Below are 16,496 nucleotides of genomic sequence, written 5' to 3' on the forward strand. Positions count from 1 at the left end.
CTGTCGAGACCGGGCGGTCTCGACAGACTCCGACCACCCGCGTCAGGCGACCTTCGCGTCCCAGTCGATCGCGTAGCGCTGCTCCTCCTCGGCAACGCGAGCCACCGCCGGGGCCCGGAAGACGAGCGGCAGCACCAGCGGCATCACCCGCCGAGCGAGCGGACCGGGCGCCTTCGTGTGGTTGATCTTCGCCCCGCGCGCCGCGATCTTCTCCACCCGCGTACGCCGCAGACCCTCGTACGCGGCGAACGCCGCCTCGATCGACGGCAGGTCGCGCAGGCAGCGAGCCAGCTGGATTCCGCTCTCGATCGCGAGCGAGGCGCCCTGGCCGGTGCTGTTCGACGGTGCGTGCACCGCGTCGCCCACCAGCACCATCCGGCCGCGGTGCCAGTGCGGCACCGGCGGCATGATGTGCAGCGCCCCGACCACCTGCAGCGACTCGGCCGACGTCGAGGCGGCCAGGAGGGCACCGGGGTCGTCGTCGGCGTACACCTCGCGGAGCGTGCGCAACCACTCCTCGGGCGCTGTCCGGCGGGCCTCGGTGAGGCTGAGGTAGGGCGAGGGCAGGTTGGCGCCCCACGCCACCCGGCCGTCGCCGTGGCGCCAGTAGAGGTAGTAGGCGCGCCGCCCGAACGCGAAGGTCATCGTCCCCGGCTCGACATCGAGGTCGACGTCGGCGTACCCGCCGAAGCCGAGCAGCCCGGTGTAGCCCGCGCCGGGCGCGCCCGGGTCGATGAGCGTACGCACGGTCGAGCGCACCCCGTCGGCGCCGACGAGCACGTCACCGCGTGCCGAGGACCCGTCGTCGAAGTGCGCCACCACGCCGTCGGTCTCCTCGGAGACCGAGACGAGCCGCCGCCCGTACTCGAGACGTACGCCCGCCGCGACCGCCTGCTCGCGCAGGACGCGGTGCAGGTCGGCGCGCTCGATCGCCTGCCGCGCCGGCAACCCGGCCGGCGAGGCGGTCAGGTCGAACGTACGGCCGCCGATCGCCATCCGGGAGCGGGTGATCGGGATGCCGGCCTCGAGCACGCCGGCGGCGGCGCCGATGGTGTCGAGGGCGACGACGCCGTTCGGCTCGAGCGCGAGCAGGCCACCGATGCCCTCGGTGGGCTCGGGGTAGGCCTCGTAGACGGTCGCCTCGATGCCGGCCTTCGCCAGCGCGGCCGCGGTCACGGGACCGGCGACGCCGCCGCCGATCACGAGTGCAGATGAGATGGATGCCACGGTTCTTCTCCTTGGTGAGGACCGCGGCGTCGGGCGGATAGTCTGCTCAGTGCCATCCGAGCCGTGTCGCCGTTGCCGCGGTGCCGGTTCTCTTAGGTGGGCCTGGTGGCGGTGTTGCCGCACCGCCGCCAGGTCGTTCTTGGTCTCAGTCCTGCTCGGCACCCCGCTCCGCGAGGTCGGCGAGCTCCTCCGGCATCGCACCGCTGCGGTGCCACTCGCGCCACTCCTCGACGAGCGGGTAGGTGCCCGAGGCGAGGTCGGCCTGCAGCGTGCGGACCCAGGCGGCCTCGGCCTCGCGCATCGCGATCGCGTACTCCATCTCGACCAGGAAGAGGCGCGGGACCTCCGCCTCCTCGTACGCCGCCCGCAGCTCGCGCACCATCTGCTCCAGCGCGGTCAGCCGGTCGCGCAGCGCGTCGGCGACCTGGTCGGGGGAGAGCGCGACCATCATCGAGAGGCCGGCGACGAAGCCGGACTGCTCGCTCACGGGGGTGGTGAGCAGCTCGCGGGTCCACTCCACCAGCTCCGCACGCCCCGCCTCGGTGATGCGGTAGATCGTGCGCTCCGGGCGCGCGCCCTGGCGGTCGGTGCCGGCGACCTCGAGCAACCCGTGCTTCTCCAGGCTCGCCACGACCGTGTAGAGCGAGCTCCACTTGATATCGACGTCGTCGCCCTTGCCGCGGGCGCGCATGAGCGAGGCGATCTCGTAGCGGTGCATCGGTCGTTGCACCACGGTGCCGAGCACCGCGAGCCCGGTCAGGTTGCTCACCTTGCGCCGTGCCATCACTCACCTCCGTATATTCGTAGACGAATATACGGTCACGACCATGCCGGCGTCCAGACAAATTCAGCACGGCCTACTCGCACGTAGCGCCCCGGCACGCGACGATGTGGCACGTGGCAACAGAAAAGGTGTGGTTCAAGAGCACGTCCGGGCCGAAGCTGGCCGGCCTGATCGACCTCCCGGAGGGCGAGGTGCGCGGCTGGGGGGTCTTCAGCCACGGCTTCACCCTCGGCAAGGAGTCGCCGGCGGCCGCGCGGATCTGCAAGCAGCTCGCAGCCGAAGGCATCGGGATGCTGCGCTTCGACAACCTCGGTCTCGGCGGCTCCGAGGGCGACTGGGGTGACGGCTCGTTCACCCACAAGGTCGCCGACACGGTCGAGGCCACCAAGTTCATGGCCGAGCGCGGCACCACGGCCGAGCTGCTCGTCGGTCACTCCTTCGGCGGCGCGGCGGTCCTGGCCGCTGCGCATGACGCGGTCGGGGTCGACGCCGTGGCGACCGTCGGTGCCCCGTTCCAGCCCGCCCACGTGGAGCACAACTACGACGCGGTGCTCTCCCGGGTGCTGGAGGACGGCGAGTCCCCGTGGATGGCCGGCGGCAAGTCGCTGACCCTGCGCAAGGCCTTCGTCGACGACGTACGCCGCGCCGACCTGCGCCAGAAGATCATGCAGCTCAAGAAGCCGCTCCTGGTCATGCACAGCCCCACCGACACCACGGTCGGCATCGAGAACGCCTCCGACATCTTCAACACCGCCCGCCACCCGCGGTCCTTCGTGTCGCTGGAGGGCTCCGACCACCTCCTCACGAAGCGGGGTCAGGCCCAGCGCGCCGCCCGGATCATCTCCGCGTGGGCCGATCAGTACCTGGCCGACTGAGCCGTCGCGCCTGCCTCCTGACGCCCGTGTTTGATCAATTGACAGAAAACGCGGAACGAGACTTCCACTAACAGGTGTGGGTGGGGTTACACTCGCTGCAAGCGCCCGGCTCGTGGACGTTCGTCGTGGGGACCGAACGGGTCACTGGCCCGGTCGATGAGGCGCCGATCGCGCGTATCCGCTGTTTGGACGCGGTCGTCAGTCGTCAGCCATCGATCTGCGTGAGCCCTGGGAGGGCGACCGGCCGATGAGGGTCGGCATTTGGACATGCCACTCACCCGTGCGTGGCCCCAAGGAGGATTCAGTTGGCTCAGGGAGCCGCTACCCGGCGCAACAACCGGTCCGGCCGTTCGCGTAGCAACGGCAGTGCCGGCAAGTCCGGGCAGAACGGTCGCCGCAAGGGCGTCCACAAGGACAACGAGGGCATCATTCCGGTGCTCGCGCAGGTCGTCCGCGAGGTGGAGTCGGCGGTGCAGCGCCGCTCGGCCATGCCCGACGTACGGACCAAGTTCCAGGTCGTCGCGCTCCTCGCCCGAGACGAGCGCCACCGCGTGCTCGAGGACGAGACCCTCAACGAGGGCCGCCGCGCCGAGCAGCTCAAGCGTCTGGACGGGATCGCCACGATCCTCGCCAAGACCGCGACCATGGACTCGCGCCTCTTCGAGCTCCTCGCCGAGGGTGCCGAGGTCTCCGACGCCGCTGTCGAGCTCAAGCACGAGCTGATGGCCCGTGGTGGCGTCGATGTCCCCGAGGACGAGGACCTGGAGGAGGACGAGGACGAGACCCCCGCCGTCGCCGTCCCCGACAAGCGCGTGGTCCCGGCGAGCGTCGTCCAGCGCCAGCTCTCCAACCCGTTCCTGGTGCCCGACTTCACCAACGCCCGCCCGCCTGTGCACGCCCGCCGTCTGTCCGGCTGGGAGCTCCTCGGGCCGCTGTTCCGAAGCTTCGAGTACGCCGACTCCGGGCCGTCCTGCATGCCGCTGCCCGAGCCGCCGGCCTACGGCCCCGGCCACATCGACGCGCCCGGCACCCGCGAGCTCATGCACCACCAGGCTCAGCTGGTCGCCTCGGCGGCCGAGGGCCACCGCTCCTACCTGCTGGCCGACGAGCCCGGCCTCGGCAAGACCGCGCAGGCCCTGCTCGCCGCCGAGGCAGCCAATGCCTACCCCCTGCTCGTGGTCGTGCCCAACGTCGTCAAGGCCAACTGGGCGCGCGAGGTCGACCTCTGGACGCCGTCCAAGAAGGCCACCGTCGTGCACGGCAACGGCGAGGACATCGACGGCTTCGCCGACATCGTCGTGGTCAACTACGAGATCCTCGACCGTCACGTCGGATGGCTCGGCGAGTTCGGCTTCAAGGGCATGGTCGTCGACGAGGCCCACTTCATCAAGAACAAGTCCTCCCAGCGCTCCCAGCACGTGCTGGCCCTCTCGGAGAAGATCCGGCAGCGTACGGCCAACCCGCTGTTGATGGCGCTGACCGGCACCCCGCTGATCAACGACATCGAGGACTTCCGGGCGATCTGGCAGTTCCTCGGCTGGATCGACGACGTCAAGCCGCTCAACGGACTGCTCGAGGGGCTCGAGGAGACCGGGCTGACCCCGCAGGACAACTCGTTCTACGGAGCGGCTCGCCGGGTCGTGGTCAACCAGGGCATCGTGCGTCGTCGCAAGATCGACGTCGCCAGCGACATCCCGGCGCGCCGCATCGCAGACCTTCCGGTCGAGCTGGACGACGCCGAGGGCCGCTCGATCCGGGCCGCCGAGGCCGAGCTGGCCAAGCGGATGATGCAGCGTTACGACACCGCGATCGAGACCCGGGTGACCGGTGCCAAGCCGGCCCCCGGCGAGCTCGACCTCGAGCTGATCCGCCGCGTCGCCACCTGGGAGCGCGAGGACCAGGACGCCTCCACCGGCGAGAACGTCTTCGGCATGATGCGCCGCATCGGTCGGGCGAAGGCCTCGCTGGCCGCCGACTACGCCGCCCAGCTGGCCCGCAACGTCGGCAAGGTCGTCTTCTTCGCCAAGCACATCGAAGTGATGGACACCGCGCAGAAGCTCTTCGAGGAGCGCGGCATCCGCTACTCCACGATCCGCGGCGACCAGACCTCGAAGGCGCGCGAGAAGGCGATCGACGAGTTCATGAACGACCCCGAGGTCAAGATCATCGTCTGCTCGCTCACCGCCGCCGGTGTCGGCGTCAACCTGCAGGCCGCCTCCAACCTGATCCTGGCCGAGCTGTCTTGGACCGACGCCGAGCAGACCCAGGCGATCGACCGCGTCCACCGGATCGGCCAGACCGAGCCGGTCACGGCGTGGCGCATCATCGCGAGCCAGACCATCGACACCCGGATCGCCGAGCTGATCGACTCCAAGGCCGGCCTCGCGGCACGTGCTCTGGACGGCTCCGACGAGGAGGTCACCGACTCCGCCGACGTGCAGCTCGAGGCCCTGGTCTCGCTGCTCACCGACGCCCTCCGCAAGCGCGAGTCCGGCCGCCGCGGCCGGCGCGCCGCCTGACGCCGACCCGGGACTCATCCGGGCCTCATCCGGGCCTCATCTCAGGGACAATCCTGAGGTGGGGCCTGGGTGGTGCGGCGTACGCTGGATCACATGTTCTGGATTATCTTGCTGGTCATCGCAGCGGCTGTCGGTGGATACGTGTTCCGGGTTCCGATCGTCGCCAAGCTGACCGGGCAGCCACGCAGCCGCATCGAGCGGCAGATCGGGCCGAAGGCCAAGCGCCTTCCCTGACCCGAGGAGGTATCCGCACGGGGAATCCTCGGTGGTGCACGTGCGTTGAGACGTACGTGCCCGCCGATCCGGCGCGCAGCCACCCATACCGGAAGTGAGAGCCCCATGCCCACCGTCGAGCTCGGCGCAGAGAACTTCGAGAGCACCGTCACCGACAACGAGATCGTCCTCGTCGACTTCTGGGCGTCCTGGTGCGGCCCGTGCCGCCAGTTCGCGCCCGTCTACGACGCCGCCTCCGCGGAGCACCCCGAGATCGTCTTCGGAAAGGTCGACACCGAGGCCGAGCAGGCGCTCGCCGGTGCCGCCAACATCACCTCGATCCCGACGCTGATGGCCTTCAAGAAGGGCAACCTCGTCTTCTCCCAGCCCGGTGCGCTCCCCGCGCCCGCGCTCAAGCAGGTCATCGACGCCGTCGTCGACCTCGACATCGACAAGGCGCTTGCGGAGCAGTCCTCGAAGGAGTCCGGCGAGTAAGACTCGTCCGTGCTCCGGGGCTGGCATCAGGTTTGATAGCGCTGTGACCGAACCCGACAGCGCAGCCCACGACGAGCTCCTCCGCCTGCGCGGCAGCATCGACAACCTCGACGCCGCCCTTGTCCACCTTCTCGCCGAGCGCTTCAAGTGCACCGAGCAGGTCGGCCGGCTGAAGGCGCGCGCGGGGTTCCCGCCGGCCGACCCCAGCCGCGAGGCGGTCCAGATCGAGCGACTCCGTCGGCTCTCCGACGACGCCGGTCTCGACCCCGAGTTCGCCGAGAAGATCCTCAACGTAATCATCGCCGAGGTGATCCGCAACCACCGCCAGTTCGTCGAGGACTGACGTCGCCGGGTCGGGGTAGTCCGGTAGCGAACTGCCCATTTACTGGCCAGTAATAGACAGTTCGCTACCGGACTACCCCGAAATCTCAGCCAAGCACCCGATCCAGCCAGGCGTTCCAGAACCGGCGGTCGGGGTCGAAGCGGTGTACCAGGTCCCGGAAGTCGTCCCAGCGGGGGAACTCGGCGCCGGGGTCCTCGGTGGCGAAGAGCTTGCCCCAGTGCGGCCGGGTGCCGGCCGGGAGCCGTTCCTCCAGGTCCGGCAGGAGCTCGCGTACGCCGGCGGGGTCGGCCTTCCAGGTGAAGTGCAGCGCCACCGTGTCGGCGCCATAGGCGGGGGAGAGCCACAGCTCATCGGCGGCGACCGCGCGGATCTCGCTCACCTCCAGGAGTGGCCGGACCCGGTCGGCGAGCGACCGGACGGCATCGACCGCCTCCTGCGCGCGATCGAGCGGCACCAGGTATTCGCTTTGCAGCTCAGCGCCGACGCTCGGCTGGAAGTCGAGCCGGAAGTGGGGCAACCGCTCGTGCCACGGTCCGGGCACGCCGAGCTGTTCGGTGCACGGGGCCGGGTCGAGGCCCGGAATGACATGGTGGGGCCGGGTCGCGAGCACGGTCCCGGGGATCTCCGGCGTCGTCGAGCGCGACTTCGCCCAGACCCGGGCGACGGACCCGTCCGCGCTGCGCGCGGTTACTCCCTCGCTCGGCGCGAGCGGACGAGCAAGCTCGCCGCTCGACCTCGCTCCGGTCGTCTCGGGCTCATTGGCCCACCGGGTGAAGATCGACACCGAGTAGGCCGCGCCGAGGATCTCGGTGAGGTGTTCTCGCAGGTCAGCGTAGGCGAGCCCCTCGTGGACCGTCTGAGTGACCTGGTAGGTCGGCGAGGTCAGCAGCTCGAGATGGGTCACGATCCCCAGGGCGCCGACGCCGACCACGGCCCCGGGGAAATCGGGTTCCCCGGCCGAGAGGCGTACCAGGTCGCCGCGGCCGTCGACGATCTCCAACGCGGTCACGGAGGTGGCCAGCGAGCCGTTGCCGACCCCGGAGCCATGAGTGCCGGTCGCGACCGCGCCGGCGACCGAGATGTGGGGGAGCGAGGCGAGGTTGGGCAGCGCGCGCCCGTGGTCCTGCAGCCAGGCGGCGAGCTCGCCGTAGCGCATCCCGCCGGGCACCCGGACCACATCGCCGACCAAGCTCGGTGACTCCTCCAGGCCGTCGAGCGACACCAGCACCCCCGGTGTGTCCGCGAGATCGGTGAAGGAGTGTCGAGACCCCAGCGCGCGCAGCCGTGGCTCGCGCCGCACGAGGTCGCGTACGTCCTCCACGGAACGTGGCCGCACGAGCTCGCGCGCGGTGTAGTCATAGCTGCGAGCCCACGTCGATCCGCAGGCCTCGGAGGCAGGGCGCATAGGACGGATCGTAGCGATGACAGGCGCTTGTGGCCGGTGGTCTACTGGACTGCGAGCACGCCGACCCGGGAGGACGGATGACCGAGAACGCAGCAGAGGCAGACATCGAGGAGCAGGCGACCGACGTCGTGGAGGAGACCATCGACGACGAGGCGCCGCTGGACGCAGAGGAGACCGTGACCTCGACGCCGGACGACGTCGACGAGGCCGACTACGCCGAGCAGAAGCTCGACGCAGGCAGCCCTGAGGATGGCTACGACTACTGGGGCTAGGAGTTCTGCGGGAACCCCAGGTTGATCCCGCCGTGCGAGGGGTCGAGCCACCGGGTGGTGACCGCCTTCTCCCGGGTGAAGAAGTCCAGCCCCGCGGGGCCGTACGCCTTCGCGTTCCCGAACAGCGACGCCTTCCAGCCGCCGAAGGAGTGGTAGGCCACCGGCACCGGGATCGGTACGTTCACGCCGACCATCCCGACCTGCACCTCACGCTGGAACCGCCGGGCGGCGCCGCCGTCGTTGGTGAAGATCGCGGTGCCGTTGCCGAACTGGCCGGAGTTGATCAGCTCTAGGCCCTCCTCGTATCCGGAGACGCGGACGACCGAGAGCACCGGGCCGAAGATCTCCTCGGTGTAGACGGTCGACGTGGTCGGCACCCGGTCGATCAGGGTTGGCAGGATCCAGAAACCGTTGGGGTCGCCGTCCACCGAGCCCTCAGCGTCCAGTGCAGCGCGACCGTCGACGACGACCTCGGCCCCGTCGGTGGCAGCCACGTCGACGTACGCAGCCACCTTGTCGCGGTGGGCGCCGGTGATGAGCGGTCCCATGTCGGTCTCCCGGGTGCCGTCGCCGGTCTTGAGCGTGGCCATCCGCGAGGTGATCTTCGAGACCAGGCTGTCGGCCACCGAGTCGACCGCGAGCACGACGGAGATCGCCATGCACCGCTCGCCGGCCGACCCGAAGCCCGCGTTGACCGCCGAGTCGGCGACCAGGTCGAGGTCGGCGTCGGGCAGCACGAGCATGTGGTTCTTGGCGCCGCCGAGCGCCTGGACCCGCTTACCGGCGGCGGTGCCGCGCTCGTAGACGTAGCGGGCGATCGGGGTGGAGCCGACGAAGGAGATCGAGGCGACGTCGAGGTTGTCGAGGAGCGCGTCGACCGCCTCCTTGTCGCCGTGCACGACGTTGTAGACCCCGTCGGGCAGCCCTGCCTCGGACCACAGCTCCGCGATCCAGTTGGACGCGGTCGGGTCCTTCTCCGAGGGCTTGACCACGACCGCGTTGCCGGCCGCGATCGCGATCGGGAAGAACCACATCGGCACCATGGCGGGAAAGTTGAACGGGCTGATGATGCCCACCACGCCGAGCGGCTGCTTGAGGGTGGTCACGTCCACGCCCGAGGAGACCTGCTCGGAGACCGTGCCCTTGAGCAGGTGGGAGAGCCCGCAGGCGAACTCGACGACCTCGAGGCCGCGGGCGATCTCGCCGGCGGCGTCGGAGAGCACCTTGCCGTGCTCGGAGGTCAGGATCTCGGCGAGCTCGCCCTTGCGGGCGTTGAGCAGCTCGCGAAACTTGAAGAGCACTGCCGTACGCCGCGTCAGCGAGGTCTCGCTCCACTCCTCGAACGCCTTCTTGGCCGCGGAGACGGCGGTGTCGACGTCGGCAGCCGCGGCGAAACGTACGCGTTTCTGGACGGTGCCGAGGGCGGGGTTGTAGACGTCGCCGAGACGGGTGCCGGTGCCGGGGTTGGTGGCCCCGCCGATCCAGTGGTCGAGGATGGGGAGGTCGGTCATGTCATGCGTCCTTACTGAGCTGCTTACAGGGAGCCGAGCACGTCGTCGTAGATCGAGATCGCCTCGGCGACCTCGTCGGGCGTGACGACGCACGGGGGCACCACGTGGATGCGGTTCTCCATGGTGAACGGGATCAGGTTGCGGGCGATGAGGTCGGACTTGATCCGGCCCATCGTCGCGGCCGGGAGAGGCTCGCGCGTCCCGCGGTCGGTGACGAGCTCGAGGGCCCAGAAGACCCCGGTGCCGCGCACCTCCCCGATCACGTCGTGCTTCTCGGCCAGCGCCGCGAGACCGGGGGCGATGTGGTCGGTGCCGATGGTCGCGGCGTTGTCGACGATGCCCTCCTCGTTCATCGCCTCGATGGTCGCCACGATCGACGCCATCGCGAGCGGGTGGCCGGAGTAGGTGAGCCCGCCGGGGAAGACCTGGTCGTCGAAGGTCGCCGCGACCGGGTCGGAGATGATCACCCCGCCGGCGGGTACGTAACCCGAGTTGACCCCCTTGGCGAAGGTGATCAGGTCGGGGACGACGTCGTAGGCGTCCAGGGCGAGCCACTCGCCGGTGCGGCCGAAGCCGGCCATGACCTCGTCGAGGACGAGCATGATCCCGAACTCGTCGGCCAGCGCCCTGACCCCGGGAAGGTAGCCCGGCGGCGGGATCATGATCCCGGCGGTGCCGGGGATGGTCTCGAGGAGGATCGCCGCGATCGACGCGGGCCCCTCGGACTCGATCACCCTTCGCAGATGGTGCAGGGCGCGTTCGGACTCCTGCTCCGGCGTGGTCGCCCAGAACTCCGAGCGGTAGAGGTAGGGGCCGAAGAAGTGGACGTGGCCGCGGGCGTACTCGTTCGGGATCCGTCGCCAGTCGCCGGTCGCGACGATCGCCGCGCCGGTGTTGCCGTGGTAGGAGCGGTAGGTCGAGAGCACCTTGTCGCGGCCGGTGTGGATGCGCGCCATCCGGATCGCGTTCTCGACCGCGTCGGCGCCGGCGTTGGTGAAGAAGACCTTGTTGAAGCCCACCGGCGCGATGTCGGTGATCCGCTCGGCGGCCTCGCCACGAGTCAGGTTGGCCGTCGTCGGCGCGATCGTGGTCAGCGTCTCGGCCTGCTTCTTGATCGCCTCCACCACCCGGGGGTGCTGGTGGCCGATGTTGGTGTTGACCAGCTGCGAGGAGAAGTCCAGGTAGGTGTGTCCGGAGTCGTCCCACACCCGCGAGCCCTGCCCGCCGGCGATGACGAGCGGTTTCAGCGACCCCTGGGCGGACCAGGAGTGGAAGACGTGGGCTCGGTCGAGGTCGTAGGCACGGGCGTCGCTGGCGCTGGTCAAGGCTGTCCCCTGGGGTGCGTGGATGGACACGGATCTCGTTTCTCACTCTACGCCGGGAGCAGCGGAGTCGCCGCCGATCCTGGATACTGATTACGACGGTATATCAGGACAAGGCCTACGTTTTCGTTACATTCTCACGCCACAAGCAACGAAATCGCGCGCTCAGGCTTTCGTGGTCACCGGTCGGTTGACCCGGGGCATCACCAGATCGCCGTACGCCGCCAGGGTCTGGTCCATGGCGTCGTGCTGCAGGTAGACGGCGAACTGGTCGACGCCGAGGCTCTCGAGCTGCTCGAGCTTGGCGACCTGCTCCTCGACCGACCCGAGGATGCAGAACCGGTCGACGATCTCGTCGGGCACGAACTGGGTGTGGGTGTTGCCGGCCCGCCCGTGCTCGTTGTAGTCGTAGCCCTCGCGGCCCTTGATGTAGTCGGTGAGCGCCTGCGGGACGGCACCGCTGCCGTACTTCGACACGATGTCGGCGACGTGGTTGCCCACCATCCCGCCGAACCAGCGGCACTGCTCGCGGGCATGATCCAGCGCCTCGGGCGACCCGTCGGTGACGTACGCAGGCGCGGCCACGCAGAAGGTCAGCGACTCGGGGTCGCGGCCGGCGTCGGAGGCCGCCTTCTTGACAGCTCCGATCATCCACTCGGTGATGTCGGGGTCGGCCAGCTGCAGGATGAACCCGTCGCCGACCTCGCCGGCGGCTTTCAGCGCGAGCGGGCCGTAGGCGGCGATCCACACCTCCAGCTCGGAGCGTTTGGCCCACGGGAACTGCAGCGTGGTGCCGTTGATCTCGACCGGACGCCGGTTGGCGAGCTCGCGGATCACCCGGGTCGCCTCGCGCATCTCCTTGATCGTCGACGGCTTCCCGTTGAGCACCCGCACCGCCGAGTCGCCGCGACCCATCCCGCACACGGTGCGGTTGCCGTACATCTCGTTCAGCGTCGCGAAGACCGACGCGGTCACCGTCCAGTCGCGGGTCGCCGGGTTGGTCACGAACGGACCGACCTTGATCGTGCGGGTCTCGGCGAGGATCTGGCTGTAGATGACGTACGGCTCCATCCACAGCAGATGGCTGTCGAAGGTCCACACGTGGTCGAAGCCGTACGCCTCGGCCTGCTTCGCCAAGGAGACGACCCGCCAGGCGGGCGGGTTGGTCTGGAGGACGACACCGAAGTCCATGACGTCAGACCAGATACTGCGACAGGTCGCGCTTGAGGTAGCTGCCGTGGCCCTTGGTGCCCTTGAACTCGCCGTCGGCGACGACGACGGACCCTCGGGAGAGCACCACGTCGACGTGCCCGTCGATCTCGTAGCCCTCCCAGGCGGAGTGGTCCATGTTCATGTGGTGGGTCCTGCCCTCGCCGATACCGATCGAGGTGTGTCCGGCAGGGTCGTAGACGACGATGTCGGCGTCGGCTCCCGGTGCGATGACGCCCTTGCGGCCGTAGAGCCCGAACATCCGTGCCGGCGTGGTCGCGATCAGCTCCACCCACCGCTCGAGCGTGATCTGCCCGGTCACCACGCCCTGGTAGAGCAGGTCGACGCGGTGCTCGATCGACCCGATCCCGTTGGGGATGGCCCGGAAGTCGTCCTTGCCGAGCTCCTTCTGCTCCTTCATGCAGAAGGGGCAGTGGTCGGTGGAGACCATCTGCAGGTCGTTGGTGCGCAGCGCCTGCCACATCGCGTCCTGGTGGCCCTCCTCGCGCGAGCGCAGCGGAGTCGAGCAGACCCACTTGGCTCCCTCGAAGTCGCCCCACTCCTCCGACCTCGCGCCGAGCTGGTCCTCGAGGGAGAGGTAGAGATACTGCGGGCAGGTCTCGCCGAACACGTTCTTCCCGTGATCACGGGCCGCGGCCAGCTGCGCGACCGCCTGCTTGGCGCTGACGTGCACCACGTAGAGCGGAGCTCCGGTCACGTCGGCGAGCATGATCGCCCGATGGGTGGCCTCCTCCTCCATCTGCCAGGCACGCGCGATGCCGTGGTAGTAGGGAGACGTCTTTCCCGACTCGGCCAGCTGTGCCGCGAGCACGTCGATCGCCGGCCCGTTCTCGGCGTGCATCATCGTCAGCAGCCCGTGGTCGGTCGCCTTCTGCATCGCCCGCAGCACCTGCGCGTCGTCGGAGTAGAAGACACCGGGGTAGGCCATGAACAGCTTGTAGGAGGTGATCCCCTCGTCCACGAGCGTGTCCATCGCCTTGAGCGCGTCGTCGTCGACCCCGCCGATGATCTGGTGGAACCCGTAGTCGATCGCGCAGTTGCCGGCGGCGAGCTCGTGCCAGTGCGCCAACCCGTCCTGTACGCGCTCTCCATAGCGTTGCACGGCGAAGTCGATGATCGTCGTGGTGCCGCCCCAGGCCGCGGCCCGGGTGCCGGTCTCGAAGGTGTCGGAGGCGTTGGTGCCGCCGAACGGCAGCTGCATGTGGGTGTGGGCGTCGACACCGCCGGGGATGACGTACTTCCCGGTCGCGTCGATCGTTCGATCGGCCTGGATCGTGCCGAAGGGACTGGCGCCGGGGGAGATGAGCGCGACGATCTTCTCGCCGTCGACGAGCACATCTGCCTGGGTGCGCCCGGTCGCGGAGACGACCGTGCCGCCCGTGATGAGCGTGGTCATGGGCCCTCCTCAGGGTCGGGGGATGGCGGCGTACGAATCGGGCCGCCGATCGCGGTAGAACTGCCAGTCGTCGCGCATCTCCTGGACCATGGTCATGTCCAGGTCGCGTACGAGCAGCTCCTCCTTCTCGCCCGAGCCGAGCTCGCCCACGTAGTTGCCGCGGGGGTCGACGATCTGGGACTTCCCGTAGAAGTTGACCGCCTCGGCGCCGTACTCGTTGTCCTCCAGGCCGACCCGGTTGGGGGCGAGCACGAAGTAGCCGTTGGCGACCGCGGCGGCGGGCTGCTCGATCTCCCAGAGCCGGTTGGAGAGCCCGGGCTTGGTGGCGTTGGGATTGAAGACCATGTGGGCGCCGTTGAGCCCGAGCTCGCGCCAGCCCTCGGGGAAGTGGCGGTCGTAGCAGATGTACATCCCCACCTTCCCGACCGCGGACTCGAAGACCGGGTAGCCGAGGTTGCCGGGGCGGAAGTAGAACTTCTCCCAGAACTTCTCCACGTGGGGGAGGTGGTTCTTGCGGTACTTGCCCAGGATCGTGCCGTCGGCGTCCACGAGCACGGAGGTGTTGTAGTAGATCCCGGTGTCGGCCTCCTCGTAGATCGGCAGCACCATCACGATGCCCAGCTCCTTGGCCAGGCTCGCGAAGCGCTGCACGATCGGCCCGTCGGCAGGCTCGGCGTAGCGGTAGTACTTCTTGTCCTGGGTGATCCCGAAGTAGGGCCCGTAGAAGAGCTCCTGGAAGCACATCACCTGGGCGCCCTGCGCGGCGGCTTCACGCGCGAAGCCCTCGTGCTTGTCCAGCATGGAGGCCTTGTCCCCGGTCCAGGTGGTCTGGCTGATTGCGGCTCTGACGATGGTCATGCAACTACCTCCCGACTCTCATACAAGCACGCCGCCGCGACCCGTGGGGTCACGACGGCATTTTTGCTCGAGACGATGTGGTGGTTGAAACCCTGTTGTGCTAGGCGGCGGTCGCCGGATGACGTACGACGACGTGCTCGACGGCCCTGGCGAGCTCCTCGCGGAGCTCGGGCGCGAGCTGGGGGCAGTCGACGGAGAGGAACAGCTCCATCGCGGAGCGGGTCGCGCGGGCGCGCTCGCCGGCCGTGCCCTCAGGGAGGGTCGGCGCGATCTCGGCGAGATGGGCGCTGGTCTCGACCACGGTGTTGCAGTCGTGCGGGGTGAGTGGGGCGCGGGCCTCCCGGCCGGCGCGGACGAGGACGCTGAGGACCTCCACCTTGGCGGCGGTGGTCAACGACATAGCGCTCCTCGACGAGTCGAACAGATGCGACCCCACACCGTCCGCGTTGTGCGACGACATGTATCTCCTCGGTGGGACGTGTGCCTCCCCCGAGGCACTCTCGCCCACTCCAACGAGCAGGGGAAGGGAACAGTGACGCCCTTGGGTGCTTTGTAACTGACCTGTGGGCCAACCCGTGAGTAGCCTATAGAAATGCTGGTCCTGGTGTTGCAGATCGCCTCGCGTGGGGCGACCCGGCACAATTGAGCCCATGAGTTCTCCTGGGGGCGCCGGCATCGGCGGCCTGATGGTCGAGACCGAGGCCGATGTCGTACGCCGCCAGGCACTGCGCCGCATGCGGATCGTCGCCACCGGGCTCCTGGTCGTGGCCGCCATCGTCTACCTGCTGACCCTCCGGCTGGACGGGTTCTGGGGGTTCGTGAACGCGGGCGCCGAGGCGTCCATGGTCGGCGCGATGGCCGACTGGTTCGCGGTCACCGCGCTGTTCCGTCACCCGCTGGGGCTGCCGGTGCCGCACACCGCGCTGATCCCGAAGCGGAAGGACGAGCTCGGGGCCAGCCTGGAGGAGTTCGTCCAGGACAACTTCCTCCAGGAGGAGACCATCCGCGAGCGGCTCGGCGTCGCCATGCCGTCGCTGCGGCTTGCGCTGTGGCTCTCGGAGGAGCCCAACGCCAAGCGGGTCGTCGACGAGGTCTCCACCGTGGTCGCCGACGGACTGTCCCGGATCAGCAACCGGCACATCGTCGAGATCATCCAGGACGGTTTCGTACCCCGCCTGCGCGAGGAGCAGATCGCGCCGCTGCTCGGCGGCACCCTGCAGGCGGCCCTGGACGACGGCGTCCATCACGGCCTGGTCGACCTGGCGCTGGTCGAGCTGCACGGCTGGCTCGAGGAGAACGAGGAGATCGTCACCGAGGTGCTCGGCGAGCGGGCGCCGTGGTGGACGCCGCAGGTGCTGCGTGAGCCGGTGACCGCCCGCATCCACGTCGAGCTGGTCCGCTGGATCGCCGACATCCGCGACGACCCCGAGCATCGCGCCCGCAAGGCGATCGACACGATGCTCGCCGACCTCGCCGACAACCTGCAGCACGACGAGGCCACCATGGAGCGCGCCGAGCGCCTCAAGGAGCGGGTGCTCGACCACCCCGGCGTCATCAACACAGCCATCTCCATCTGGGACGCGCTACGCCGTGCGCTCACCACGTCCCTGCGCGACCCCGACGGCGTCGTCCGTCGCCGCGCCCTGGACGAGGTCGTCCGCTACGCCCAGAAGATCGTCCTCGACGAGACCCTCCAGCGCCGCTACGACGCGCTCGCCTCCGACGTGGCCGTCTACGTCGTCAAGCGCTACGGCCGCGAGGCGACCACCGTCATCACCCACACCATCCAGCGCTGGGACGGCAAGCAGGCCGCCCGCCGCATCGAGCTCTTCGTCGGCCGCGACCTGCAGTTCATCCGCATCAACGGCACCATCGTCGGTGGCCTCGTCGGCGTGATCATCCACACCGTCGCCGTCCTGGTCGGCTGACCCGCCTCGCCCGAGGCGTCACGTACGTCGCCCGAGGCGTCAGGTAGGTCGCCCGAGGCGTCAGGTAGGTCGGCCGAGGCGTCAGGTAGGTCGGCCGAGGCGTCAGGTAGGTCGGCCG

The 16,496-nt window shown here is 69.2% G+C and carries 16 protein-coding genes; 7 read left to right on the forward strand and 9 right to left on the reverse strand.

All coding sequences use genetic code 11. The features are described 5' to 3' along the window. Positions 1-42: 42 nt before the first annotated feature. Positions 43-1,227: an FAD-dependent monooxygenase gene (locus ACFU7D_RS22370; RefSeq protein WP_378871344.1), complete on the reverse strand. Its 1,185-nt coding sequence runs from the start codon at positions 1,225-1,227 to the stop codon at positions 43-45. A 145-nt stretch (positions 1,228-1,372) separates the two neighbouring features. Then, positions 1,373-2,011, reverse strand: a complete 639-nt coding sequence (locus ACFU7D_RS22375) for a PadR family transcriptional regulator (RefSeq protein WP_378871347.1) — start codon at positions 2,009-2,011, stop codon at positions 1,373-1,375. A 113-nt stretch (positions 2,012-2,124) separates the two neighbouring features. On the opposite strand from ACFU7D_RS22375, the gene ACFU7D_RS22380 reads away from it, so the two are divergent. From ACFU7D_RS22380 to ACFU7D_RS22400, 5 genes are all read left to right on the forward strand, one after another. After that, the gene (locus ACFU7D_RS22380; protein WP_378726624.1) at positions 2,125-2,886 is read left to right on the forward strand and encodes an alpha/beta hydrolase family protein; all 762 of its coding nucleotides are present in this window, start codon (positions 2,125-2,127) and stop codon (positions 2,884-2,886) included. 305 nt (positions 2,887-3,191) lie between these two features. Continuing rightward, positions 3,192-5,405, forward strand: coding sequence for a DEAD/DEAH box helicase (locus ACFU7D_RS22385; protein WP_378871350.1), 2,214 nt, complete (start codon positions 3,192-3,194; stop codon positions 5,403-5,405). Positions 5,406-5,498: 93 nt separating this feature from the next. Then, on the forward strand, positions 5,499-5,639 hold the full coding sequence (locus ACFU7D_RS22390) for a hypothetical protein (RefSeq protein WP_350659602.1): 141 nt from the start codon (positions 5,499-5,501) through the stop codon (positions 5,637-5,639). 105 nt (positions 5,640-5,744) lie between these two features. Further along, complete coding sequence (trxA, locus tag ACFU7D_RS22395; protein WP_091050942.1) at positions 5,745-6,113, forward strand: thioredoxin; 369 nt, start codon at positions 5,745-5,747, stop codon at positions 6,111-6,113. A gap of 43 nt (positions 6,114-6,156) precedes the next feature. Continuing rightward, positions 6,157-6,456: a chorismate mutase gene (locus ACFU7D_RS22400; protein WP_141803040.1), complete on the forward strand. Its 300-nt coding sequence runs from the start codon at positions 6,157-6,159 to the stop codon at positions 6,454-6,456. Positions 6,457-6,541: 85 nt separating this feature from the next. Here ACFU7D_RS22400 and ACFU7D_RS22405 read toward each other — a convergent pair whose 3' ends face one another. Further along, the gene (locus ACFU7D_RS22405) at positions 6,542-7,861 is read right to left on the reverse strand and encodes an FAD-binding protein (protein WP_378871353.1); all 1,320 of its coding nucleotides are present in this window, start codon (positions 7,859-7,861) and stop codon (positions 6,542-6,544) included. A 77-nt stretch (positions 7,862-7,938) separates the two neighbouring features. On the opposite strand from ACFU7D_RS22405, the gene ACFU7D_RS22410 reads away from it, so the two are divergent. Continuing rightward, complete coding sequence (locus tag ACFU7D_RS22410; RefSeq protein ID WP_378871356.1) at positions 7,939-8,133, forward strand: hypothetical protein; 195 nt, start codon at positions 7,939-7,941, stop codon at positions 8,131-8,133. Here ACFU7D_RS22410 and ACFU7D_RS22415 read toward each other — a convergent pair. From ACFU7D_RS22415 to ACFU7D_RS22440, 6 genes are all read right to left on the reverse strand, one after another. Next, positions 8,130-9,644 carry a CoA-acylating methylmalonate-semialdehyde dehydrogenase gene (locus tag ACFU7D_RS22415; RefSeq protein WP_378871358.1) on the reverse strand — a complete coding sequence of 505 codons (1,515 nt, stop codon included), beginning with the start codon at positions 9,642-9,644 and terminating at the stop codon, positions 8,130-8,132. The two genes, ACFU7D_RS22410 and ACFU7D_RS22415, sit on opposite strands and share 4 nt — an antisense overlap. Before the next feature lie 23 nt (positions 9,645-9,667). Continuing rightward, the gene (locus tag ACFU7D_RS22420; RefSeq protein ID WP_378871361.1) at positions 9,668-10,969 is read right to left on the reverse strand and encodes an aspartate aminotransferase family protein; all 1,302 of its coding nucleotides are present in this window, start codon (positions 10,967-10,969) and stop codon (positions 9,668-9,670) included. A 162-nt stretch (positions 10,970-11,131) separates the two neighbouring features. Beyond that, positions 11,132-12,157 (reverse strand): TIGR03842 family LLM class F420-dependent oxidoreductase, encoded by a 1,026-nt coding sequence (locus ACFU7D_RS22425; protein ID WP_378871363.1) that lies wholly within the window; start codon positions 12,155-12,157, stop codon positions 11,132-11,134. A 4-nt stretch (positions 12,158-12,161) separates the two neighbouring features. Beyond that, a complete protein-coding gene (hydA, locus tag ACFU7D_RS22430) occupies positions 12,162-13,592 on the reverse strand; it encodes a dihydropyrimidinase (protein ID WP_378871366.1) in 1,431 nt (476 codons plus the stop codon). Between the two features lie 9 nt (positions 13,593-13,601). Beyond that, positions 13,602-14,450 (reverse strand): nitrilase-related carbon-nitrogen hydrolase, encoded by an 849-nt coding sequence (locus tag ACFU7D_RS22435; RefSeq protein ID WP_378726607.1) that lies wholly within the window; start codon positions 14,448-14,450, stop codon positions 13,602-13,604. Between the two features lie 100 nt (positions 14,451-14,550). After that, positions 14,551-14,850 (reverse strand): hypothetical protein, encoded by a 300-nt coding sequence (locus ACFU7D_RS22440; RefSeq protein WP_378726605.1) that lies wholly within the window; start codon positions 14,848-14,850, stop codon positions 14,551-14,553. Between the two features lie 250 nt (positions 14,851-15,100). Between ACFU7D_RS22440 and ACFU7D_RS22445 the strand changes: the two genes are divergently transcribed. Beyond that, positions 15,101-16,378, forward strand: a complete 1,278-nt coding sequence (locus ACFU7D_RS22445) for a DUF445 domain-containing protein (protein ID WP_378726604.1) — start codon at positions 15,101-15,103, stop codon at positions 16,376-16,378. The last annotated feature ends 118 nt before the right edge of the window (positions 16,379-16,496 follow it).

Origin of the sequence: Nocardioides sp. NPDC057577, from assembly GCF_042801335.1 — a bacterium.
Taxonomy (GTDB): domain Bacteria; phylum Actinomycetota; class Actinomycetes; order Propionibacteriales; family Nocardioidaceae; genus Nocardioides.